Genomic DNA, 23369 nt, shown 5'->3' on the forward strand with positions numbered 1-23369 from the left:
TGGTGCTGAGGATTCAGACGGTCACTTAAACGCCCTATTGATATGCGACTGATGGAGGAGTGGAATGGTAAGTGTGGTGAAATTATTGATCATAGATATACCTCTAAAGGCGGTAGCATTAAAATACTCACTGCTTCAACCTAACCGTCAGCCAAGTAATATTTCGCGCAGAATAACACCCCTCATTTTTGTGCTGGGTAAACCGCTGAATAATAGGTTCATTCTTTGTTTAAGCGCTCTTGCGGCGTTTTCCACTTCAGCAACCTTTCAATCGCCGAATCCTCTGACAAGAACTGGCGAGCCAGTTGCAGCCGTTCCATAACCTGCAACTTCTGCTGTACATCAAGCGTTGCCGTATCTGATTCTGCTTCGTGAAAAAACTGCTCCAGCCGTTTGTCTTCAGCCCACTGAACCATAATAGATTTCAGCTCGGTACGGCTGGCACGGTAAGCTTCCTCTTCCCGACCTATCCGCTCCTTTTCAAGATATATGGCGAATTCCCGATCACGCTGGACACACCACTCCTCAGCTTTGATTCTGGCCTCTTCTAGCAGCTTTGAAATTAGCGGAACAGCCTTCTGCATCGCAGAAATCATATTAGGGATCTGGCTAATCAACCCACACTGTTTTGTCTGCCGGAACTGAACCAGCCATTTTGCGGAAGAATAAGGCGAATAAAGTTGCAACAAAAATCGCCCGGTAGGTAGGGTATGTTTCGATACGTGTATCAAATACTCAATATTTTTCCCCCGTATCCACCGTCCCATCTGTTCGTCACGAACATAGCGATTTTTGACTTTTTTCGCCGGAACATACTCCGTCATTTCAGCAAGATTAAACCCAAAGTACATATCACCGACACAAATAATACTTGGCGTATAAGGCCGCCATAAATTGTCCCAGCGATATCCTCCCACTTTTAGATCTTCCTTAATATCAATATCCGTACGATGTAGCCTTTCTCCCGGAGCACCCAGCGTTACCCGATAACCCTTTTTTCCCAGAGCTTCAATGAACCGACTCAGGAACTCAATTGCTTTATCAAATCCCGAATCAGAGACGTTGAGATCCAGTAATTTCTTTTTCGCAGGTTTATAATAGCCATCTTCAGTAACCGAGGAGACTGGCAGATACATTTTAAGATCATTTATCAATCCATAGCCATTACTCGTAACAGAAGCTTGGTTTTGGACTACTGAAGATGCTGCTTTTGATGCCGTAATGGCAGAAGATTGCATTGATGGATTGTCATTCTCACCTACCTTTACCACCTTACCCTTTTTCAGAGCGGGAATTGCAGGCGCAGTCCCTTTCGCCAGCGCTTTCCAATAACCAGCAAGCGGCCTGGGTATGCGCATTTCGCTGCATCGTTTTGCCAGTAACTCAGCACTGATGCCATACAGCACAGTTATACGTTCCGCGGGCTCGCTCCAGACCAAGTGGTACAGCGTTTCCCGATCCTGGGGTAAAGTCGGTGCGGCATCGTGTGGATTAATCTCTGACATTGCGTCTCCCCTCCTTTGGCCTACATTATCAGAAATCTTTGCCTGTGTTGGTGATTGAAAGAAATCTGACCTGCTTTCCCTTGATTGGCGCACCATGGTGTTAGAAATGTCCATTTCATGCTGACAGTAGGAAATCCCTTTGAAGCAGCTTTGAGCGATCAGCGGACGTTTACGCTTAGTTCTGTGCTGATAAAAACATCATTAAATAGTATAATTAATCAAAGGGTCATGTGATATCTTTCATAAAGATTAATTCTTAACTTGTAGGATTATTATGTCAGATTTAGAAAAATTCCTGCCAACCTTGAAACGTTTATCTAAATTAGATAAGCTCTCTGAGAATGAAATTTCAAATCAATTCATGAGGAATCATGGCGTAGAACCAGTGATTTCAAAAAGTGAACTTTGTTATGCTTCTTTCGCAGTTAAAATTGATGATTTAAACTTCTTGCTTACCGAAAGGCCAATATCGTACTTAAATAGACATTGGGGACGATGTTCGAATATTCAGTCGCATGCAAATTCACTTGGTATAGCATTACCCCTATATATTGGAGAAGGTACTCTTTCTTCTGCAATCCATGAAATTAAAAGATGTGAAAATCCACTTGATAATTCAAATAAATGGTTGTTCGAAAACTTCTCATTAGAAATTGCAATTGCTTATTTCAACAAATATTTTATAAAGAGCGAATCACTAAAAAACTATAAAACAATTATTTTTGAAGCTATAGAGGCTTTTTATTTGGGATATGATCATATATCTATAATGTCGCTCTTCCCTGTCTTTGAAGGTGGGTTGAGGAACTTACTTGTAAAATTTTGTGATGGTGATAACACAAATACAAGTGCAGACAGATTTGAAAAGGAAATAAGAAAACTCATTATTACATGGGGAAGACGGCAGCTCCCAAATTTTGACTGGCATCCCGGCAAAGGTTATGACATTGAAACTGAGGTGGATTTTTTCACACATTTAAACCCCCAGTGTGATGTGATTAATTCAACCAGATCTTTTTTTAAAAACGTCATATATAAACCAACTGGAGGTGTTAATGAAGGTAGTTTCAATAGACATTTGACACTACATTTGCTGAATCAGGATTTCAATGAGCCATCTAATTTCGTTAGGATTTTCTTGGCGTTAACACATTTAACCTTTGCAGAAAGTCTGATGAACAATAATGTCCCTTTCTTCTGGGAAGGTGTAGATGACAATGACCGACGCATTGCTTCATTCATTTCTAGAAGTGGTGATATTATTTTTGGAATGCGTAGAAAAGAAATTAGTAAGCTTGGGTTAAATTTATACTGATGTAAGCGTAATCTAAAATACAAATCAAGTATAGGTCGTATCCCTCTTTTTTCGATTGCCCTAAAGGAAATTTATAACATCCGCTTTTGGCACGACGCGGATGCATTAACTGAGCGAAGGGGCCACTGTGAGTTAGAAGCGGATGTTAGGAATGGGTATCTGTCCTATAAGCGTAAGAAGTGGTGGGAGACTGTATTGAAATCCTCCCTCTTATGCATTCAAAAAAATGGATCTAGTATTATAAAATCGTTACCCCGCTTCATTACATTTTTGGGGCAAACCAAATCAATATGTAGATTGTTATTCCTGGCATATACAAACAGTATGTCTATGTCATTAACCAAACCAAAAGGATCAGTTGCAGGTTTTTTCCCTTGTCTTATTTCATTTAAAGCTGTTAAAGCCCATGTTTGATAATTTTCACTTTCTTGCTGAGACATTGCAGTTAGTAGTTCGGTTTCTGTGATTGAATACTCTCCGTTAAAGTTTAAATCATTAACAATTCCTAATGGCTCACTATGAAGAAATATTTTAACTACATTTTTTAGGCCAGAGCTAGTAGATAGAATAAGCCTGGCGAAGTGCGGATAACCAGGATCATCTCCAATACGAACAACGGTCGAACCTTTAACTAAAACATCTGTGTATATTCCCGATAAATTATTAGAAATTGCTGTATAACCTTTAGCTTTGTAAGAGTTAATAGATTGTTGTTTTGTCATTTACTTTACCTTACGCCAGAAAGATATCTGCTCAGCACTCTATATTATCCGATATTTGGCTGAGTGGCTTTGACTTTATCAGTAGGTTATCCTGTAAGTATCCCTGCAAAACGAACCATCAATTTTTAGAGAGTCTTTGGCCCCCCAGCTTCCGCTCCTGGCACGAAACGGACAGGCAGGAAAGCCGTCAGGTCTGAATCGGACGATATGCCTGAAGCCAAGTGGACTGACACCCCTAAAGCTAGATTGTTCCTGATATGTAAATGAGATTTATGCATATACACTTCTGGTACAAAGTCGCCACCAAGAAAGAATCTAGGTTTGCTTCGTACCCGCTGTTGGTCCTGCTCCGGGTATGGTTTTTCTGAGGAGAGCAGTGAACCTAACTATAGGCTGTTTCGAAAAGTATTTTGAGTGTGGTTACTCTTTCCAGGGAACCCGCCAGGTACTGCCATCTTTCTTGCCTCTGTACGGCTCACCGCCATTCTCACGTTCATCTGTCCGGAAACATTTTTTACCTTCCTCGCAGAAGACCCATTTTAGACGGGAATTATGGATCTGCTCATTCAGAGATGACAGTTCCGCCCGACGTTGCTGAACCTCGTCCAGTGAAGGGATCAGATATAAAATGGATGCGATAAAAACCAGCATCAATATAAACTGTGTGCCGAGAATATAACACCAGCTCCTAAAATTGAGGTTTTTTGCCGCTTTCTGATACTGCTCTGTTGCTGTTTTGGCTGCATCATTTGCCTGTTGAAATTTGACACTCAGCAGCTCCGCCGCCCTGTTGGCGGTTGTTTCCGCTGAACTATTTATGTTGTGGCGAACACCATCTTCCAGCTTCTGTAGATTGACATTCATCTTGTTAACAAAAGAAGCCAAAGCCACTGTTGCTTCTCTAGCTTTCTCACCATCACGCTCTGCTGCCTCGCGCAGTTTTTCGGCTGCGTCAAAGAACAACTGAACATCACGGTCAGTTAGGCTTTTGTCCACGTTATCTCCCATAGTTCCATCCTCGCTCCATTCGCAGCTCCTTTTTCTCAAGCTCCAGCTCCAGTGCTCTTTCCATTTTCAATTCCCTTTCTTGTCTGTACGTCATCCATTTTTGATGGGACATGTTCAGCGCCATCAGATCCTCCAGCGCAACAAATTCCATGCCGCCCCCAGAATCCACAACCACGATCAGTGCGCCAGAACCTGTTTCTCCCGTACCCTGGCACCAGCGCACAAGCTTCAGATAATCCTTCTCCTGTGTATCCCGTTCATCGTTTCTCGACGAAATAACGTCATCCGCCACGGATTCAATGAACCTCTCCAAAGCAAATGGCTTTTTCGCAGGTTTTTGTGTGTCGAATGCATCAAGATAAGGAGAAAAGAATGCTTCAACCCCTTTCAAAGGAAATGGCGCCGTTTCCACGTACCAGTGGACTCTGCGAGAAATACTCAGCATTTCCTGCTGCTCTTGTATAGTCGGTAATAGTTTTCTGTACCGAGTGAGTTCCTTTTTAGAACGGTTCGCCTGTGCCTTGAACTCGATAAGACGCAATGTACCTGGAAAATCGAGCAGGACATCACCTAGCGCCTTATCTTCCGGAGTCTGCTGCAACAAACTGACAGCCCCCGGAAGATATCCGGATTTGAGCCGTCCTCCTATGGAAACGCCCAATCCATAAAGGAAATTACCAATCACCACGTTTTCATACAGTTTCACGATCGTCCTTCCGCTGCTCAATAACTACGTGATATTTTTTCTTTCACACATCTTTTCTGAGAACACCTTCAAGTATGAAGTTCTCTGCCTCATGGTGCCATACATTATTTATTCTTATAAAAACATTATCGTATAGCTACATACTGGTCTGGTACCACCGGGCCAAGCCGGCACTGATGCCTGCGCTGAGTCATCTAATCTGTCGCTACCGTTCTCGGCGTACTGCTGCCTAATCCAGTGTTGCGGGGTATGACAGTGAATCCGACTGTGGGGAGTTCTAAAAAAATATTTGTAAGCTATGCTGAATCCATACTTAATCTGACACATTCATTATGACCTGTTCCTCATCTTTGAACGTATTGTTAAGTCTGAAACTTCCGCTTCGGAATAAACAGACTGTCAGCTGTTGCACTACAGGGAAAGCCCCTCGTTACTCGCTCCGACTGCGCTTCCTACAAGGAACCCCATTATAATGATCACCCCATGCAGTGGAACTTCTCATACCAGATTTATGTAACCCAAAACTATTGGTGGTCATTCTGGTGGTCTTGACAACAAGTGAATTCAGGTTTAGCTTACTTATTAGCCACTTGCTGGCAAAGGCGATCCCAGTCAGAGGAGCCAAATTTAGAGAAGCCCGCACAAGGAAACTTGCGCGGGCTTTTTGCTTTTTCAATTCCCCCTCTACATCGAGAAGGTTGGCTGGTCTGATTTGGGGGTCATTGAGGTCGATTATGGCGTAGTGATCCGATGTATCATAGCGACACCGCGACCGTCTTTCATCCGGCAATGCTACCGATGTAATGGCGGATTTTCTCTGAAATATTGCACTAAAAAATCAATGCATACCTTTAATCTGGCCGACCCGGAGGGACGCGTTGAATAGACTGCCGAAATATTCGCATTTTGATACCACTGCGGTAGGACATGAATTAACTCCCCGGATTCAAGATGTTTTTGCACATCCCAGAGAGAACGCAGTGCAATCCCGTGCCCTTTCAATGCCCAATTAAGCACCACGCCTCCGCTATTAGAGGACAGCTTGTTTTTCACGTGGACCTGCATAATATCGCTGCCGTTGGTTAATGACCAAAGCCCAAACGACGCGTTGCGTTCCTGGATAAAAAGACAGCGATGTTTTTGTAAATCACTTATCGTTTCCGGCATACCGTAGGTAGCGATATACGCAGGTGACGCACATATTATTCTTTTGTTTTCAAATAACAGCTTAGCTATGTACAGATCCTTTATATCCTCTCCGATGCGAATTTCTATATCAACATCCTCTTCAACCAGATCAACTTCACGATCTGACAGTGTCAGTTTAATATTTAATGCTGGATATATTTTTGATAATTCAGAAACTGCATCGGAAATATGAGACAACCCGAAACCAAAAGAACAGCTTATATTTATTGACCCAATGATAGAATCACGCCATTCGGCTAAATCCGAGATAAACTTATCCATGCTCCCGATAACACTCATCGCACCGGATAGCGCTTTTTCACCATCAGGCGTTAAACGCATCGTTCTATTATTTCTGAAAAAGAGCCGCGTATCTAAATGTTTCTCAAGTATGTTGATTCTTTTACTGATATAAGAAGGCGAAAGCCCGAGTTCAGATGCCGCGCGAGAAAAACTCTTATTTCTGGCGATAGTTAAAAAAACGTGCAGATCTTCAATTAACGGCCAGTGGGTTACCTTATTTTCTTGCGCGCTCATAGTGTTACTCATCTTATATCAAACCATGCTCTATCGATTTCAACAGGAAAACGATGATGAATGGACGTCAGGCGTTCAGAAACGGCAGCAGTGCGTCTAACATTTTATCAGGTATTTCTTCATGCGGCGAATGTCCACAGGGCAAAGCCATTCCCTGGACGTTGTCAGCTTTGTCTTGCCAGGTATGTATTACGTCATACAGCTGACCTACCGTTCCTTTTTCGCCCCATAACAGCTGCAACGGACATGAGATCCTCAGTTCACTGTCATTCGCGTCATCTTCCAGATCGATGGTTGCGGCTGCGCGATAATCTTCACATACCGCATGCAACATTGCCGGGTTGCTATAGCATCGTAAATACTCAGCCCTGATAGCGGGTTCAGTGGCACCCGGCGTCTTTAGTTGGCCATCAAGATGCTTATAAAGGAAGAGCTTTGGGTCAAATCCGATCATCGTTTCAGGCAGTGGCGCAGGTTGTATCAAAAAAAACCACCAAAAATATTGGGTCGCAAAGGTCTTTTCTGTCATGGCGTACATTGTAGCCGTCGGCGCGATATCAATAAACACGCAACGATTGACCCGTTCAGGATAGTCCAGAGCCAAACGATGACCCACGCGCCCACCGCGATCGTGGCCTACGAATGCAAACTTCTCAAACCCTAATACATCCATCAACAAAGCAATATCTTGGGCCATGACTTTCTTCGAGTAATTACGATGAATCTCATCACCCGCCGGTTTATCACTGTCGCCATAGCCCCGCAGATCGGGAAGTATTACGGTAAAGTTTTTCGCCAGCGTCGGGGCTATTTTTCGCCAGGTCACATGATTTTGAGGATGACCATGCAGCAAAACTAACGGCGCGCCTTTTCCGCCCACCGCAACGCGTAGTACGATACCATTAGGTAATGTCACGTCTTGCAAAACAAAACCTGCAATAAAGGGGGAATTATCGACGACGACGATATTTTCTGATTTATCCATAAGAATATTAATACCCTGTTTATCTCTTTGATGATAACTCATCAGGCGACCGTTTTTACTTCATCCACCAGCCAGACTTCACTGACCGTATTGGTTAATTTACCAATGCACTCAATTTCAACCTCAATAACGTCACCCGGCTGGAGAAATAATGGCGGTATTTGTTTTTTACCTACACCACCGGGAGAACCAGTAAGAATTACGTCTCCGGCAGAAAGTGGGGTGAAGGTACTGATGTAAGCAATTAAATCCGCCACCCGATGGATCATGTTTGCCGTATTATCACTCTGCACAATACGCCCGTTCAGTAAGGTACGTAAATTGAGTCTTTGCGGGTTTGGAATTTCATCACAGGTCGTCAGATTGGGGCCAAAAGCCCCCGTCGAAGGCCAGTTTTTTCCTGCGGTATACCACGAATGCTGCCAGTCGCGTACCGAGCCGTCCATATAACAACTATATCCCGCGACATAATTTAGCGCATCGGTGGCATTTACATGAAAACAGTGTTGACCGATAATAACGGCCAGTTCCCCTTCATAATCGAACTCCGAAGAATTAAAGGGCTTTAAGACAGGGTTATTATGCCCCGTCTGACTATCAGCAAACCTCACAAAAAGGGTTGGCGCAGGATTTGATTCATTAAACTCAATGCGCTTATCTGCATAATTCATTCCCGCGCAGATAATTTTCGTTGGATTATTAATAACAGGAAGATAAATAATGTCATCAAAAGAAATGTCAGTGGCGTTGTATTGATATTCTCGGGCAACTGATAAAGCATTTCCCTTCAACAATGACAATAAAGTCGGGTATTTATCACCTATCAACTTTTTAAGATCAATAACGCCAGTGGGTTTTAAAACCCCATACTTTTCACTGTTATTATGGAGAAAGTTAATCAGTTTCATATCTTAACCTTAATCAGAGCATGAACAGTCAGCAAACTAGCCAAGGATTGGCAGACAGATGTTTTTGTTCAAACCCACGAATATCATTTTGATACTGCAACGTGTAATCGATAAAATCCAGGCCTTCTAAGAGCATTTTCCTTTTCAATTCATCTATATTGAACTGAATTACACTTTCGACGCTAATTATACGCTGCTGTTCCAGGTCTATTGTCAGATGGTTATTTTGTGGACTGACGGCAATCGCTTCAAGTTGACTGATAGAAGATGCATCAAGTTCGATAGTGAGCACGCCGTTTCTTTGGCAGTTATCGTTGAAAATACCGGCAAAGCTACTGCCGATTAATGCACGGACTCCCAACTGCTTCAGCCCCCACACCGCGTGTTCACGACTGGAGCCACAGCCAAAATTAGGCCCGACCAAGAGAAATGAGGCATTTTTCCATCCCAATTTGTTCAGAATAAAATTGTTATCGGGTTCACCGTCGGCTTTAAAACGCAGGTCGAAGAACACGCCTCTGTCCAGACCCTGCCTGTCGATGCCTTTCAGAAATTGCTTGGGCATGATGACATCGGTATCGATATTTGAGGACATCATCGGGGCAACCAGCCCTTTGACAATTTTAAACGGTTCCATAATTAAAAACCCTCTTTAACAAGCTGGCGAACATCGGCAAGGTGGCCGGTTATAGCCGCTGCGGCTACCATTGCAGGACTCATCAGGTGCGTTCTGGCTCCAGCGCCCTGCCGCCCGGCAAAGTTGCGGTTGGTGCTGGATGCACAGCGATCGCCCAGGCTTAATACATCCTCATTCATAGCCAGACACATTGAACAACCAGACTGCCGCCATTCAAATCCTGCCTCAATAAAGATTTTCGCTAATCCTTCCTGCTCGGCTCTTTCCCGCACCTGAGTTGAACCAGGCACAATAATTCCCTGCACGTGTTCAGAAATTTTCTTATTCTTTAGCACCTTAGCCACTTCGCGGAGATCTTCAATGCGGCCATTGGTACAAGAGCCAATAAAGGCATGAGTGATGGGAATTTGGGTAAATGGCGTACCGGGTTTTAGATCCATGTAGCGTAAGGCTATTTCCATATCACGCTTTTTAGACAGGTTCTTTTCATCTGCCGGGTTGGGCACACGGTCTGTAATACTTCCCGCCTGGTCTGGACTAATTCCCCACGTCACCTTCGGCGCCATGTCGGCGCAGTCCAGCGTAATTTCTTTATCAAATACCGCGTCGTCATCACTGCGTAGCTGCCGCCAGTGATCCACTGCCTGTTCCCATAGCGCGCCTTTTGGCACACGCGGCGCATCCTGAATATAGCTAAATACTTTCTCGTCTGGCGCCATAAACGCCCCTCTGGCACCGGCCTCCACCGCCATGTTGCATATCGTCATGCGTCCTTCAACGCTAAGATCGGCGATAGTCTGGCCGGAAAACTCAATAGCGTAACCCGTGGCGCCATCGGCTCCTATCTGTTCAATCAACAACATAATGATATCTTTTGCTACGGTCGCGGCAGGCAATTTTCCCTGAACCAACACGCGCATCGCTTTAAGCTTTTTATATACCAATGTCTGTGTGGCCAGCATGTGCTCAATTTCAGACGTCCCGATGCCGAAGCCCAGAGCGCCAAAAGCGCCGTAGGTTGTCGTATGACTATCTCCTGCGGCGATCACCATGCCCGGCATCACCAGTCCCTGTTCATGAGCAACAACATGTTCAATTCCCTGGCGTTTATCCATAACATCGAAGAGTTCCATCTCAAAATCACGACTGTTTTCTTCAAAATATCTCACCTGAAGCTCCCCGCCGGGATCGGTCATTTCAGGCGTTCTTTCAGGCCGTGTGGGATTGACGTGATCAACGTTCAAAAGCGTAGCCGAAGGTTTCCATACCTTTCTGTTGGCTTCACGGAGTCCGCTAAAAGCCTGCGGACTGGTATATTCATTGAGGATCGAACGGTCGATATAAAGGAGAACACTCCCTTCATCATCCAACTGACGAACAATATGAGAATCGACAATTTTATCGTAGAGCGTTTTAGCAGACATTGAGATTCACCCTGGTACCTGTTTAAAGAGGAAGCGCCTTGGCAAGGTGCTTTATTTTGATAATACCCCTGTTTTTAACAAAGTGAATATAAACCGTGATGTACATATGTAGTTATAACAAACACGAATCGTGCACACTCTATCCCTATAGATAATAGGACTTTTATTTGTCATGTTCTCTTTCCAACATCTTGCATCGATAAATGTGACCAAGACCTCTTGTATTAATTATAATGACTTCCGCATTGATTAATGCGGTCTCTATTATGGCGAGAATTATCAAAAATTAACTGCACGGATCGTAATTCATTTAAACACGGATTAAATACAGACATAAAAAAATATGTGATGAATATCAATAATAAAAAGGTGGTTTTTAAATAGGATTTGATGATGTCATGTTGAGCGGCCGGTTATTAATTTTATAATTAACCCTGAAACACTCGGGAGAAACAAATGAACAAGCACTTAGCTAAAAATAGCCTTTGGCGCTATATTCCATTATTACTGATTTTGCCATTGTCAGGCCTTGCAGAACTTGCCTCACTCTACTCTGTTCAGGCCTTATTACCCAAGCTGAGCGAAGTGTATAATATCCCACTAAATCAGGTAGGGTTAATCTTATCGGCTGAGGTTGGATTTCTGGCCTTCGCTATGCTGTTCAGCGGGAGTTTGTCAGACCGCTTTGGACGGAAAAAGATTATTGTTTATTCACTGCTGGCGGGAGGTATTCTAACGCTGCTTTGCGCGACGACGTCATCATGGCACGTGTTAGTTTTTTATCGTGCTTTGCTTGGAATTGCCGTTAGTGGTATTACTGCTGCCGTCACGGTTTACATTACAGAAGAAGTTTCGCCCGCGTTAGCGGGGATCATTACCGGCTATTTTATATTTGGTAATTCACTGGGAAGCATGTCTGGGCGTGTATTGGCAACGCTGATGATGGAGCATATTTCAGTTGAAAGTATTTTCTGCTTTTTCAGCACTGTTTTGCTTCTGATGGCATTGCTGGTATTTATCTTTCTGCCGGCATCAAAAAATTTTTCCGCCGCTCCCTCCCTTAATCTGACAAAGATGTTAAAAGGCGGAAAGGAACACTTTACGAATAGTAAAATATCCGCGTGCTTTATGATTGGATTTATTATTTTCGGTTCTTTCACCTCTGCATTCAACTTCCTGGCTTTCCATCTTCATGGTGAACCCTACCACTTGCCTTATTCACTGATCGCTCTTATTCCGATCAGTTTCTCACTCACTTTTTTTGCAGCTCCCTTCTCAGCAAAAATGGCCATGCGTTATGGCTCAATGAACACATTAAGCCTGCTGTTGATAATGATGCTATGCGGCGCGTTGATTACGTTTATTTCGCCCAGCCTGCCAATATTTATTTTGGGCATTATCTGCTTCTCTGTGGCCTTTTTCTCATCGCATTCCACGTTACTGACCTGGGTAAGTTCTCATGCTCCGCATGCTAAAGGCCAAGCTACTGCGCTTTATCTGCTGTGTTACTACGCCGGTGGCGCGATTATCGGTTATCTAAATGGCTTCGTATTTGCTGCAATGGGCTGGAACGCCGTGGCGATTTCTATTATGAGTCTGTTGGCGATAGGCCTGTTACTCAGTCGTTACCTGCATATCACCGAAAGGAAGGCGAGTGAAATAGGCATCATGAATATGTCATGATGGCTTGTATTCTCCTTCGTCGTTATAAACAGCTTAGGCAGCGCAGAGCGTCCCTTTTCGAGTGACCTTCCGTTAGCCGCGCAAGAAAAAGTGCGCGGGCTTTCTACTTTCTACCGGTCTGATTCAATCGGCGCTCACGATCACTTCGATAAGATTCGGCCTTCCACTGGCAATGGCTGCCTCGATAGCCGGTGCGATATCAGCAGCGTGTCGGATCTGCTGCGCCGGCAACCCCATTGACTGCGCCAATGCCAAATAATTAATGCACGGATTAACGATATCCATCGCGATGAAAGTATTGGTCTGCGCCGAGGAGTAATGCGCCTGATTACGCATGAAATTTTTCAGAATATTGTATTCCTGATTATTCATGACCACGTAGGTTATCGGCAGGTTCTCATGTGCCGCTGTCCACATTGCCTGCGGAGAATACAGAGCCGCACCGTCGCCCACCAGGCATACAACAGGCTGCTTGCCGAGCCCTAAAGAATAACCAATGGCGGCAGGCATGCCCCAGCCCAAAGCTCCACCACGCATGAACGCATACTGCCCCGAGTTGTGGCTGGTTAAAAATTTTCGTACCCATGGTGAAACACACAGCGCTTCATCAACAATCGCCACATCGGGCCCAATCGCCCTCACCACTTCATGCGCGGCAACAATCGGTGCAATGGTCGGCAAAGAGAATTTTTCAGCCACGCTGATTTCCAACTGCTCACGCGCAAATTTACGCTCATCCGCTGCCTGGCTGATTAAGGCGCGATACCGTTGACGATGGGCGTCAGTCACCTCTTTTAATGCTGGTAAAAAAGCGGTCAGCGACGCCTTTATATCGCCAACGATGGAAAGCTTGGTGGCATACGATCGCCCTAAATCGTTCACATCGGCAGAAAGCTGGTAAACGCTGCAACCCTCCGGAACTGCAGGGCCTTCGCTATACAAAATCGTGATCAATGACTTGCCACCCAGCGCAAAAATTGCCTCGTAGTTCATGAGGATCTCGGCTATTCCGGCCGCCGTGGTCGGCATATTGCCGCGCCAAAGCGCATGTGATGTGGGATAGGGAATGCGTGAGGGCCAGGATGACCCATAAACGTGGGCACCCAGCAGCTCGGCAACTTCGATAGTTTCAGCCGTCGCGTGGCTGGTGTGAATTTCATCTCCGGCGATAATCGCCAGCTTGCCGGGCGTACACTGCGCTAAAATCTGGGCCAGACGAGGTAGAGAACCGCCGATCGCTCGCCGGTCAATGTCAGAACCTTCACCGATGCCGACGTCAGTCAGTTGATCCATGATATCCATCGGTAACGAAAGAAATACCGGACCACTCGGTGCCGCGTTGGCATCGTGAAAAGCGCGGCGTAACAGCACTGGCAGTTGTGAGGCGTTTGAAACATCCTGCGCCCATTTGACAGCCGGTGAAGCGATGCTGATCAGGTCGTCATACAGCAGCGGGTCACTGATTGAATGCCGCGTGTCCTGCTGCCCCGCCGTGACCACCAGCGGCGTTTGCGACACTTTTGCATTAAGCAAATTACCCATACCGTGCCCCAGGCCACCTGCGGTATGCAGATTCAAAAAGCCCGGTTTTCCCGAGGCTTGCGCGTAGCCATCCGCCATGGCAACGGCGCTTGCCTCCTGCAGTGCCAGAATATATTTCAGCGCTGGATTGCGTAAAAGCGCATCCATCAACGGCAGTTCCGTCGTGCCGGGATTGCCGAAAATGTACTCTACGCCCTCGCTGTGCAGCGTTTCTAAAAGTACGTCCGCACCCCGTCGATTATTCACGTTTGATGATTTATTCACTATCACGGTAAGTAGACTCCAATCAAGTGTTCTGCACTCATTTTGCAGCCGATGGTGCCTGCTTTAGACGCGGACAATGGAAAATACGCCGACATCGACTACACTTAAATCTCAGGGTATTCACATTCAGGTTGTTGTTTTTATTTTAAAAAAATAAGTCGTTAGCGTGCTATTAACAGATTTATCTGACAGATATTTAATTAAAAGCCGCTGTATATTTTTAACCTATTTTTGCGGTGATTGCCGTCAGAATTTATTATTTCTTTGCTATTGGCTGTGGCGATGGTGAACGAGCCCCCCGTGATATTTCTTTCAGCAACCTGACTTGACGCGCCCTGAATGCTACTGCGGCCAACGCTCGCAGAAATTACTCGCGTAACACGATTCGTTTTGCGTAAACCATGCAGGCAGGAGAACTATTTTGACCACTGTTACACAGGATAATACGGCAGAAACACCGCCCCTTCCCGCGTTAGAAGGTGGCCGATATGCCTTCTTTTTTGATGTCGATGGCACTCTGGCAGAGTTGATACCGGAGCCTGACGATGTGACCATTCCTTCTCACGTACTTGATAACATGCAGACACTGTCCACAGCCTGTGAGGGTGCGGTGGCGCTGGTTTCTGGGCGTTCGATCGAACAGCTGGACCAGTTGGCTTCGCCGCTGTCACTGCCAATGGCAGGCGTTCACGGCGCCGAGATGCGCGATGCTCAAGGCCATCTTCAACGCACCACGCTGCCGGATGAAATTGCTACACCGCTGCTGGCCATGTTGGAAAAAGAGATGACAGCAATGCCCGGCACGCTGCTGGAGGCAAAAGGTATGGCCTTTGCCTTGCACTATCGCCAGGCAATGACCTATCAGCCCCAGGTGTTAGCACTGGCAGAATCTGCCATTGCACAGTTTCCTCAACTTACCCTCCAGCCCGGAAAATGTGTGGTTGAGATAAAACCGCTGGGGGCGGACAAAGGTGCGGCGATCAAGACATTTATGCAACAGCCGCCCTTCATTGGCCGTACGCCCGTGTTTATCGGTGACGATCTCACGGATGAGAAAGGCTTTCAGGCCGTAAATGCGATGAAAGGAATTTCAGTGAAGGTTGGCGCAGGCAAGAGCCATGCCCGTTATCGTCTCAAACAGGTTGCGGATGTTTACGCGTGGCTGGATGAAATGTTGTTGCTACTTACACAAAACATTGAACAAAGTACTAAGAAAAATACCGTGGGTAAGGGGTCAAGGTTATGAGTCGTTTAGTTGTAGTGTCTAACCGTATTGCCATTCCAAACAAGTCCAAAGCCAGCGCGGGCGGGCTTGCGGTAGGGATTCTGGATGCATTGAAAAATACGTCTGGCGTGTGGTTTGGCTGGAGCGGAGAAATAAGCGAAATCTCCGGTGAGGAAGAGGACGAACTGAGTCTGGTCGAAAGTGAAGGCATTACCTATGCCACCGTTCCCCTTAATCAGAACGATTACGACCTTTATTATCTTCAGTTTTCCAACGCCGTTATCTGGCCCGCTTTCCATTATCGAATTGACCTTGTGCAGTTTCAGCGTGAGGCGTGGGACGGTTATTGCAGGGTCAACGATCTGTTTGCCAAACAGCTGCAGGCGCTAATTAAGCCTGACGATATTCTGTGGATCCACGACTATCATTTGCTGCCGTTTGCGGCGGCGTTGCGTAAACTGGGCGTGACCAATCGTATCGGTTTCTTCCTGCATATTCCTTTTCCCACGCCAGAGATTTTCACCGCGCTGCCTACGCACGAAGAGCTGTTAAAAATGATGTGCGAATATGATTTGCTCGGTTTCCAAACGGAAAGCGATCGCAGTGCGTTTCTTGAAAACGTCAGCCAGCTCAGTGAAGTTCCGCAAGCCGCAGGGGAAGTTCATCAGGCTTTTGGCAATACCTTCAGGACCGAAGTTTATCCAATAGGCATCGCGCCCGACAGTATTAAAGAGATGGCCGAAGGACCACTGCCGCCTAAAATGGCCGAAATGAAGCGCGAACTGGGTGACGTACAAAATATTATCTCCTGTGAGCGACTCGATTACACCAAGGGATTGCCTGAGCGTTTTCTGGCCTTCGAGGCCCTGCTCGAGAATTTTCCACAGCATCGCGGCAAAGTTCGCTATTCACAAATCGCGCCGACCTCGCGCGGTGATGTGCTGGCCTATCAGGACCTGCGCCATCAGCTCGAAATGGAAGTTGGGCGCATTAACGGCAAATATGGCTCACTGAACAGCACGCCGTTGTTCTATCTCAATCAGCATTTCGACCGCCGTCTGTTAATGAAACTGTTCCGCTTGACCGATGTTGGGCTAGTCACCCCGCTGCGCGATGGCATGAACCTGGTGGCTAAGGAGTACGTTGCAGCTCAGGATCCCGCCGATCCGGGCGTGCTGGTACTGTCTCGCTTTGCCGGTGCAGCCAATGAGTTATCCGCCGCGCTTATCGTCAACCCGTATGACAGGGACGAAGTGGCAGCGGCGCTTGACCAGGCGCTGACCATGCCGCTCGAGGAACGCATTTCGCGCTACAACGAAATGATGGCCCTGCTGCGTGAAAATGACATTGAGCAATGGGGTAAAAATTATGTCGACGACCTGCAGGCGATCCCGTTAAACAGTCAAGGCCATGACGCCGTGGCACACGAAGCATCCTGATAAAATTGTCCCCCTTAAAATAGCCCGTTAACCCGGGCTATTAATAACTCGTTGCAAACCAAACGGATTTAAATAGACAGCGTCGAGTGGGTAAATAAGTCCGTTTTCCCCACTATAAAGAGTCAGTTACCGAAGTTCAGAATTAAGCGCCGATGTAAACTCCTGTAAAAAGCGTGACGAAGAGCACACTTTCGGCGTAATTGACGGCGCGATTGTCTACAATTAAAGGATATAAGCACGGAATTCACTCCGTAAATTTAGGACACAATAAAGAGGTTTGTCGCTTATGCACAACTCTAAATTACTTGTTATTGAACCAGTGGAATTTGAAATAGACCCAAACAGCCATGTCGATTTAGAGCCGCTGGAGCTGATTTTAGAAAGAATGATGGACGCAGAGCCAGAGCCGGAAATGATCGGAGGCCTGCCCAATTCGGATGCGCTGACCCCCGCAGACCGTTATCTCGAACTTTTCGAGGACGTGCAGTCCGCACACATTTTTGAAGACAGCAAAACCTTTCCCGACTGCGCGCCCAAAATGGACCCGCTCGACATTCTTATTCGCTATCGTAAGGTTAAAAAGCATCCCGGCTTTAGTCTGAAAAACTTCGTGGCGCAGCACTTTTGGCTGACCGCGCACCGCAGCAGCGATTACGTCTCAAATCCGGGAGACACGCTTAAGGAACACATCGATAATCTGTGGCCCGTGCTGACGCGAGAACCGGAAGATCATATTCCTTGGTCTTCCCTGCTTACGCTACCGCAGGCCTACGTCGTGCCCGGCGGGCGGTTTGGTGAAACGTATTATTGGGATTCCTACTTCACCATGCTCGGTCTGGCCGAGAGCGGCAGACACGATCTGCTACGTACCATGGCCGATAATTTCGCATGGATGATCGAAATTTATGGCCACATCCCCAACGGCAACCGCACCTACTACCTAAGCCGATCCCAGCCGCCGGTGTTTGCCCTGATGGTCGAGCTTTTTGAGGAAGACGGCGTTCGCGGTGCGCGTCGGTATTACGATCATCTGATTAAAGAATACGCATTCTGGATGGATGGCTCTGAATCGTTGGCGCCCAATCAGGCCTATCGTCACGTTGTAAGAATGCCCGATGGGGCGTTTTTGAATCGTTACTGGGACGACAGGGATACGCCGCGCGACGAATCCTGGCGTGAAGATGTTGAAACAGCGAAACACTCAAGTCGCCCGGCAAATCAGGTCTACCGCGACCTGCGCGCAGGGGCAGCGTCTGGATGGGACTATTCGTCTCGCTGGCTGCGTGACGCGGGACGTCTTGCGAGTATTCGCACGACTAACTTTATACCGGTTGACCTCAACGCCTTCCTTTATAAGCTTGAAAGCACCATTGCCAACATCGCGTCCCTGAAAGCCGAAAAGGACACCGAGGCGCTATTCCTCCAGCGGGCCGAGGCGAGAAGAACTGCAATGAACCGCTTTCTTTGGGATGAGGATCAGGGCTGTTTTCGCGACTACGACTGGTATCGCCAGCAGATGGCGCTGTTTTCAGCGGCCAGCGTGGTGCCACTTTACGTCGGCCTCGCCACCCACCACCAGGCTGAAAGATTGGCCGAAGCGGTGCGTACCCGCCTGCTCACGCCGGGTGGTGTGATGGCCACAGAATATGAAACCGGTGAACAGTGGGATAAACCTAACGGCTGGGCGCCTTTGCAGTGGATGGCGATTCAGGGCTTTAAAATGTATGGCAATGACGCACTGGGTGACCAGATTGCCCGCAGTTGGTTAAAAACGGTCAATCATTTTTACCAAGAGCATCATAAGCTTATTGAAAAGTACCACATTTCCGGCGACGACTCTCGCGCCGGGGGCGGGGGTGAATACCCGCTTCAGGACGGCTTTGGCTGGACCAACGGCGTTGTGCGAAGACTCATAGGGCTGTACGGTGAGAATTTCGACTGATGTTGTAGATGAGGGGGAGCGGAATCCCCCTCGTGGTTTTTTTAAATCTCACCGGTCACAAACTGCGGTGGCTGGAAGGCGGTTACCTCCGGCAGTGCCTCGTTCCACGCAGCAATATCGACCCAACAGCTTTGTGCGCTGCACCCCTGCCCCAATCGCGAACTGCCGCAGTCTTCAGTCAGTACATTCGGATTACCATGCTTGTCGAGGGATCCGGTTTTTTGCGGATCCTGAGGATCGTACCAGGCACCGGTCGCCATCTGCACCACGCCCGGCCTGATGTCTTCACTGAGGTGAACGCCCGCCAGAATAGCGCCACGGTGGTTAAACACCTTCACTACGCTACCCTCGATGATGCCACGCGCCGCGGCGTCGTGCGGATGTAGCCACAGCGGCTCGCGCTCCTGCACTTTACTGTTGCGACTCACGCTGCCATGATCGTACTGGCTGTGCAAGCGGGTTCGCGGCTGGCTTGAAAGAAGATGCAAAGGCCAGCGGGCGGAGATTTCGCGCTGCTCTGTTTCCTCTTTCTCATACCAAAACGGATGTCCCGGACACTCTTCATAACCAAAATCGGCCACCGTTTGCGAGAAGATTTCAATTTTGCCGGACGGTGTCGTCAGCGGCGAGGCCACAGGATTCTCGCGAAACGCCTGTAGGAAAATCTGCGGCTCTTCCGGCAAGGCGTATTCGAGTTTGCCACGCTGCCAGAACTCGTCAAACGGCGGCAGCTCAATACCGTCGGCCTGTGCACGTGGCATTGAACCTTCATACAGATGGCGTATCCAGGCGGCAGCGTCGCGCCCTTCGGTAAAGCTTTCGCCAAATCCAAGCCGCTCGGCCAGCGCGCTAAAAATGGCGTAGTCATCACGAGATTCCCCCTGCGGCGCAATGTGCTGGCGCATTGCTATCATGAAACCATCGTTACTGGCGCTGCCAATGTCTTCACGCTCAAGCGAGGTGGTCGCAGGAAATACGATATCGGCAAACTTCGCCTGCGAGGTCCAATACTGCTCATGAACAATGACCGTGTCGGGCTGACGCCACGCCTCAACCAGGCGATTTAAATCCTGATGATGATGAAAAGCATTGCCGCCTGCCCAATAAACCACGCGAATGTCAGGATAGCGGCAATCCTGTCCATCAAACTGGTAGGCTCCGCCGGGGTTGAGCAGCATGTCGGAGAGCCGTGCGACCGGGATTTTATCACTTATCGCATTGTGTCCTGCGGGAAAACGCGGACCGGAGAAAGTGCGTCGTTGAGCCCCTGCCAAATTGGTTGAGGCATAGGCAAAACCCAGGCCGCCGCCGGGCGTGCCAATCTGGCCAATCAGCGCCGCTAGCGCAACCGTCGCCCAAAATGTCTGTTCACCCTGCCTTGCGCGCTGCAGCGACCAGGCGATATTGATCATCGTGCGTTTGGACGTCATTTCACGCGCCAGTTGGCGAATAGTGTCTTCCTCAACGCCGGTCAACGCCGCCGCCCACGCTGGCGTTTTGGCCACGCCGTCTTTTTGACCGAGCAGATAGGCCTTAAAAGGGGCAAACCCTACGGTATGGCTGTTTACAAAGGCGTCGTTGTAAAGCGATTCTTCAATCAGCACATAGCTCAACGCCAGCAGCAGTGCCGTATCGCTGCCGGGTTTCAAAGAGAGCCATTCTGCATTCGTCACGCCAGAGAGGTCATTCTTGACCGGGCTGACGTTAATGAATTGGGTGCCATTTTGCTGCATCTGACCAAGCCAGTGCTTGAGCGAATGGTCGTTGGCACCGCCGCCGTTCACCTGTGCATTACGCAGCGGCAGCCCGCCAATCGCGACAAACAGCTCGCAGTGTTCCGCCAATACCGGCCAGTGAGTATGCTGTTTTTGCAACACGTCAAGATCGCCGATAATGTGCGGCAAAAGGCGCTCTGCGGCGGCCAGACTGTAGGTGTTGGTGCTGCCGGTGTAGCCACCCAATTGGTTAAAGAAGCGATGCAGCTGACTCTGGGCATGGTGAAATCTACCCGCGCTTGACCACCCGTAGGACCCGGCATAAAACGCTTCATTGCCGTGGGCTTTCTTCACTCGCGTCAGCTCATCGGCAACCAGTTTAAGCGCGGTATCCCAGCTCACTTCAACAAACGGCTCTTTGCCGCGCCCATGACGCGAGTCGCGGCCGTGCTGCAAATATCCGAGACGTACGGCGGGACGACGAATGCGGCTTGGCCCGTCAACTGCGCCTACCAACGATTGACCAATGGCCGACGGGTTGCGGTCCCACTCAACGGGGTCGATGGCGGTCAACGTTCCTTCAGTCGTGGTAACCCGGTAGGTGCCCCAGTGCATCACGGCGAGATTGTGGTTTGTTGTCATGGCGATGGATTCTAAAATTTTTATGAATCACTGAGTTTACCGCAGTTGGGCACGTTACTTGTTCATCTATTTTTATAACGTTATTCACACAGGAGAAATACAAAAAAACCGGTCGTTTCAGGCGACCGGTTTAGGCAGTAAGAAAAACTTTTAGAGGATAAAATCTCAGGCGTGGCGTTTATCGACCTTTGCCACGATGCGGTCACCAATCCACTGAATACCGCAGACCATGATTATCAGCACCACAATAACCTGCACCATTACCGACGTTTCAAAACGTTGATAACCATAGCGAATAGCCAAATCACCCAATCCACCGGCACCGATGGCTCCGGCCATCGCCGAGGCACCAATCAGCGCCACCAGCGTGACGACAAAACCGGATAAAATGCCCGGCAGCGCCTCGGGAATTAACACGTCCCACACAATGCGCAGTTTACTGGCACCCATTGCGCGAACGGCATCAATCAGCCCTCGGTCGACGTCGCGCAGTGAAACCTCGGCCACGCGCGCAAAATAGGGCGTGGCGGTGATTGAAAGCGGCACCATCGCCGCCCAGGTACCCAATGAGGTGCCAACCAGGAAACGGGTCACGGGGATCAGCGCCACCAGCAGAATGATAAACGGCAACGAACGAAAGCCGTTTATCACCAACCCCAATGAGCGGTTTATCAGACTATTTTCAGAAATCCCACCGGGCGCGGTCATCACCAGAATCAGACCCAGCGGTAAACCAGCCACCAATGAAAACAGACCGGAAACTGCCGTCATCAGCAGCGTTTCTTCAATCGCATTAATCAGTAAATCAAGCATTACGGGTGACATAACCTATCAGCTCCACTTGCGCCTGGTGCTGCTGCAGCCAGTGTAAAATAGTCTGCTCTGCGTCGGTATTGTCTACCGGCACCGCAATGAAAAAACGCACTACGGCGTAGTGCTGAATATGGTCGACCCCGCCCTGAATAAGACGAAAACGACCAGCAAGCTCGGAGGAGAAACGGGTCAGGATCTCGCCCTGCTGCTCCTGCCCTGCACTGTCCTGAGCGGCATAATGCACACTATAAATGGCCTCGCCCGCGCGAAACTGCGTCAGGCGTTCGGACAGTGCTTCCGGCAGTTGCGGCAGCAGTCCACTCAGCAGCGTTCTCGTCAGTTCGGCCTGTGGATGGGCAAAAACCTGCCACACCGGCCCCTGCTCGATGATTTCTCCGGCGTTAATCACCGCCACGCGGTGCGCGACCTTTTTAATCACTTCCATTTCATGAGTGATCAGTAAAACGGTGATACCGAGTTTCTGATTGAGGGACTGCAATAGCGCCAAAATCGAACGCGTTGTTTCTGGATCCAGTGCGGAAGTGGCTTCATCACACAGCAGCAGCGCAGGACTTGCCGCCAGCGCGCGAGCAATCCCTACGCGCTGCTTTTGTCCACCGGACAAGGCCGCAGGATAACTTTGTGCTTTATCCTCCAGACCGACCAGCGCCAGCAGCTCTGCCACTCGCGCCCGACGTTTTGCCTTGTCATAACCGGCGATTTTCAGCGGCAGCGCCACATTTTGCTCAACGGTTTTGGCCGATAACAGATTGAAATGCTGAAAAACCATGCCGACGCGACTGCGCACCGACTGCAGCTCTTTTTCATTCAGACCGGTTATCGGGCTGCCTTCAATTTCGATAGTGCCGTCATCCGGACGTTCAAGTCCGTTCAGGCAGCGGATGAGAGTCGATTTCCCTGCACCGCTGCGGCCTATAATGCCGACTATCTCACCGCGTTTAACAGTTAATGACACATCCTGGAGTGCCTGCGTGTTGCCAAACCGACGATTGACACGCACCAGGCGTACCACGTCTTCGGACTCTGCGGATGAGACTTCTCGTGCCACGCTACCGGCGCCGTGAAGCGCCGTCGTAGTTGAGAGTTTCTTATCCGACGAGTTGGCGGTGAAATGCACCTCGGTCTCAGAGATTACTGTCATAACTTTA

At 48.3% G+C, this 23369-nt stretch carries 18 protein-coding genes; 5 read left to right on the forward strand and 13 right to left on the reverse strand.

All coding sequences use genetic code 11. The annotated features are described in order from the left end of the window. Positions 1 to 218: 218 nt before the first annotated feature. Positions 219 to 1505 carry a hypothetical protein gene (locus tag GA565_RS16465; protein WP_048762565.1) on the reverse strand — a complete coding sequence of 429 codons (1287 nt, stop codon included), beginning with the start codon at positions 1503 to 1505 and terminating at the stop codon, positions 219 to 221. 274 nt (positions 1506 to 1779) lie between these two features. Between GA565_RS16465 and GA565_RS16470 the strand changes: the two genes are divergently transcribed. Continuing rightward, a complete protein-coding gene (locus tag GA565_RS16470) occupies positions 1780 to 2820 on the forward strand; it encodes a hypothetical protein (protein WP_152199413.1) in 1041 nt (346 codons plus the stop codon). A gap of 218 nt (positions 2821 to 3038) precedes the next feature. Here GA565_RS16470 and GA565_RS16475 read toward each other — a convergent pair whose 3' ends face one another. The 8 genes from GA565_RS16475 to leuC form a co-directional block, all read right to left on the reverse strand. Beyond that, complete coding sequence (locus tag GA565_RS16475; protein ID WP_152199415.1) at positions 3039 to 3542, reverse strand: hypothetical protein; 504 nt, start codon at positions 3540 to 3542, stop codon at positions 3039 to 3041. 420 nt (positions 3543 to 3962) lie between these two features. Next, complete coding sequence (locus tag GA565_RS16480) at positions 3963 to 4550, reverse strand: hypothetical protein (RefSeq protein WP_048284354.1); 588 nt, start codon at positions 4548 to 4550, stop codon at positions 3963 to 3965. After that, a complete protein-coding gene (locus GA565_RS16485) occupies positions 4540 to 5256 on the reverse strand; it encodes a hypothetical protein (RefSeq protein ID WP_048284353.1) in 717 nt (238 codons plus the stop codon). The genes GA565_RS16480 and GA565_RS16485 overlap by 11 nt, the downstream gene beginning before the upstream one ends. Before the next feature lie 792 nt (positions 5257 to 6048). Beyond that, a complete protein-coding gene (locus tag GA565_RS16495; protein ID WP_152199416.1) occupies positions 6049 to 6981 on the reverse strand; it encodes a LysR substrate-binding domain-containing protein in 933 nt (310 codons plus the stop codon). 67 nt (positions 6982 to 7048) lie between these two features. After that, entirely contained in the window at positions 7049 to 7966 is a 918-nt protein-coding gene (locus GA565_RS16500; protein WP_152201572.1) for an alpha/beta fold hydrolase, read from the reverse strand. Between the two features lie 41 nt (positions 7967 to 8007). Then, on the reverse strand, positions 8008 to 8874 hold the full coding sequence (locus tag GA565_RS16505) for a fumarylacetoacetate hydrolase family protein (RefSeq protein WP_152199418.1): 867 nt from the start codon (positions 8872 to 8874) through the stop codon (positions 8008 to 8010). 28 nt (positions 8875 to 8902) lie between these two features. After that, on the reverse strand, positions 8903 to 9511 hold the full coding sequence (gene leuD / locus GA565_RS16510; RefSeq protein ID WP_152199420.1) for a 3-isopropylmalate dehydratase small subunit: 609 nt from the start codon (positions 9509 to 9511) through the stop codon (positions 8903 to 8905). Positions 9512 to 9513: 2 nt separating this feature from the next. Further along, positions 9514 to 10935, reverse strand: a complete 1422-nt coding sequence (gene leuC / locus GA565_RS16515) for a 3-isopropylmalate dehydratase large subunit (protein WP_152199421.1) — start codon at positions 10933 to 10935, stop codon at positions 9514 to 9516. Between the two features lie 456 nt (positions 10936 to 11391). On the opposite strand from leuC, the gene GA565_RS16520 reads away from it, so the two are divergent. Then, a complete protein-coding gene (locus GA565_RS16520; RefSeq protein ID WP_152199423.1) occupies positions 11392 to 12618 on the forward strand; it encodes an MFS transporter in 1227 nt (408 codons plus the stop codon). A gap of 123 nt (positions 12619 to 12741) precedes the next feature. Here GA565_RS16520 and GA565_RS16525 read toward each other — a convergent pair whose 3' ends face one another. Then, complete coding sequence (locus GA565_RS16525) at positions 12742 to 14430, reverse strand: thiamine pyrophosphate-binding protein (RefSeq protein ID WP_152199425.1); 1689 nt, start codon at positions 14428 to 14430, stop codon at positions 12742 to 12744. Positions 14431 to 14842: 412 nt separating this feature from the next. Here GA565_RS16525 and otsB point away from each other — a divergent pair, with 412 nt between their 5' ends. The 3 genes from otsB (at position 14843) to GA565_RS16540 (ending at position 19030) form a co-directional block, all read left to right on the forward strand. Then, positions 14843 to 15670 (forward strand): trehalose-phosphatase, encoded by an 828-nt coding sequence (gene otsB, locus GA565_RS16530; protein ID WP_370518104.1) that lies wholly within the window; start codon positions 14843 to 14845, stop codon positions 15668 to 15670. After that, entirely contained in the window at positions 15667 to 17088 is a 1422-nt protein-coding gene (gene otsA, locus GA565_RS16535) for an alpha,alpha-trehalose-phosphate synthase (RefSeq protein ID WP_152199428.1), read from the forward strand. Before otsB ends, otsA begins: the two co-directional genes overlap by 4 nt. Positions 17089 to 17374: 286 nt before the next feature. Then, a complete protein-coding gene (locus GA565_RS16540) occupies positions 17375 to 19030 on the forward strand; it encodes an alpha,alpha-trehalase (RefSeq protein WP_152199429.1) in 1656 nt (551 codons plus the stop codon). A gap of 41 nt (positions 19031 to 19071) precedes the next feature. Here GA565_RS16540 and GA565_RS16545 read toward each other — a convergent pair whose 3' ends face one another. From GA565_RS16545 to GA565_RS16555, 3 genes are all read right to left on the reverse strand, one after another. After that, positions 19072 to 21387: a molybdopterin guanine dinucleotide-containing S/N-oxide reductase gene (locus GA565_RS16545; protein ID WP_152199431.1), complete on the reverse strand. Its 2316-nt coding sequence runs from the start codon at positions 21385 to 21387 to the stop codon at positions 19072 to 19074. A gap of 165 nt (positions 21388 to 21552) precedes the next feature. Continuing rightward, positions 21553 to 22212 carry a methionine ABC transporter permease gene (locus GA565_RS16550; protein ID WP_055783556.1) on the reverse strand — a complete coding sequence of 220 codons (660 nt, stop codon included), beginning with the start codon at positions 22210 to 22212 and terminating at the stop codon, positions 21553 to 21555. Then, positions 22193 to 23362 carry a methionine ABC transporter ATP-binding protein gene (locus GA565_RS16555; protein ID WP_152199432.1) on the reverse strand — a complete coding sequence of 390 codons (1170 nt, stop codon included), beginning with the start codon at positions 23360 to 23362 and terminating at the stop codon, positions 22193 to 22195. The genes GA565_RS16550 and GA565_RS16555 overlap by 20 nt, the downstream gene beginning before the upstream one ends. Positions 23363 to 23369 lie beyond the last annotated feature (7 nt).

It is taken from the genome of Rouxiella sp. S1S-2, assembly GCF_009208105.1.
Taxonomy (GTDB): domain Bacteria; phylum Pseudomonadota; class Gammaproteobacteria; order Enterobacterales; family Enterobacteriaceae; genus Rouxiella.

What these genes read in the sequence shown, in the direction of transcription:
- GA565_RS16465 (WP_048762565.1), bottom strand. Translation starts at nt 1,505, where the DNA reads ATGTCAGAGATTAATCCACACGATGCCGCACCGACTTTACCCCAGGAT.
- GA565_RS16470 (WP_152199413.1), top strand. Translation starts at nt 1,780, where the DNA reads ATGTCAGATTTAGAAAAATTCCTGCCAACCTTGAAACGTTTATCTAAA.
- GA565_RS16475 (WP_152199415.1), bottom strand. Translation starts at nt 3,542, where the DNA reads ATGACAAAACAACAATCTATTAACTCTTACAAAGCTAAAGGTTATACA.
- GA565_RS16480 (WP_048284354.1), bottom strand. Translation starts at nt 4,550, where the DNA reads ATGGGAGATAACGTGGACAAAAGCCTAACTGACCGTGATGTTCAGTTG.
- GA565_RS16495 (WP_152199416.1), bottom strand. Translation starts at nt 6,981, where the DNA reads ATGAGCGCGCAAGAAAATAAGGTAACCCACTGGCCGTTAATTGAAGAT.
- GA565_RS16500 (WP_152201572.1), bottom strand. Translation starts at nt 7,966, where the DNA reads ATGGATAAATCAGAAAATATCGTCGTCGTCGATAATTCCCCCTTTATT.
- GA565_RS16505 (WP_152199418.1), bottom strand. Translation starts at nt 8,874, where the DNA reads ATGAAACTGATTAACTTTCTCCATAATAACAGTGAAAAGTATGGGGTT.
- leuD (WP_152199420.1), bottom strand. Translation starts at nt 9,511, where the DNA reads ATGGAACCGTTTAAAATTGTCAAAGGGCTGGTTGCCCCGATGATGTCC.
- leuC (WP_152199421.1), bottom strand. Translation starts at nt 10,935, where the DNA reads ATGTCTGCTAAAACGCTCTACGATAAAATTGTCGATTCTCATATTGTT.
- GA565_RS16520 (WP_152199423.1), top strand. Translation starts at nt 11,392, where the DNA reads ATGAACAAGCACTTAGCTAAAAATAGCCTTTGGCGCTATATTCCATTA.
- otsA (WP_152199428.1), top strand. Translation starts at nt 15,667, where the DNA reads ATGAGTCGTTTAGTTGTAGTGTCTAACCGTATTGCCATTCCAAACAAG.
- GA565_RS16540 (WP_152199429.1), top strand. Translation starts at nt 17,375, where the DNA reads ATGCACAACTCTAAATTACTTGTTATTGAACCAGTGGAATTTGAAATA.
- GA565_RS16545 (WP_152199431.1), bottom strand. Translation starts at nt 21,387, where the DNA reads ATGACAACAAACCACAATCTCGCCGTGATGCACTGGGGCACCTACCGG.
- GA565_RS16550 (WP_055783556.1), bottom strand. Translation starts at nt 22,212, where the DNA reads ATGTCACCCGTAATGCTTGATTTACTGATTAATGCGATTGAAGAAACG.
- GA565_RS16555 (WP_152199432.1), bottom strand. Translation starts at nt 23,362, where the DNA reads ATGACAGTAATCTCTGAGACCGAGGTGCATTTCACCGCCAACTCGTCG.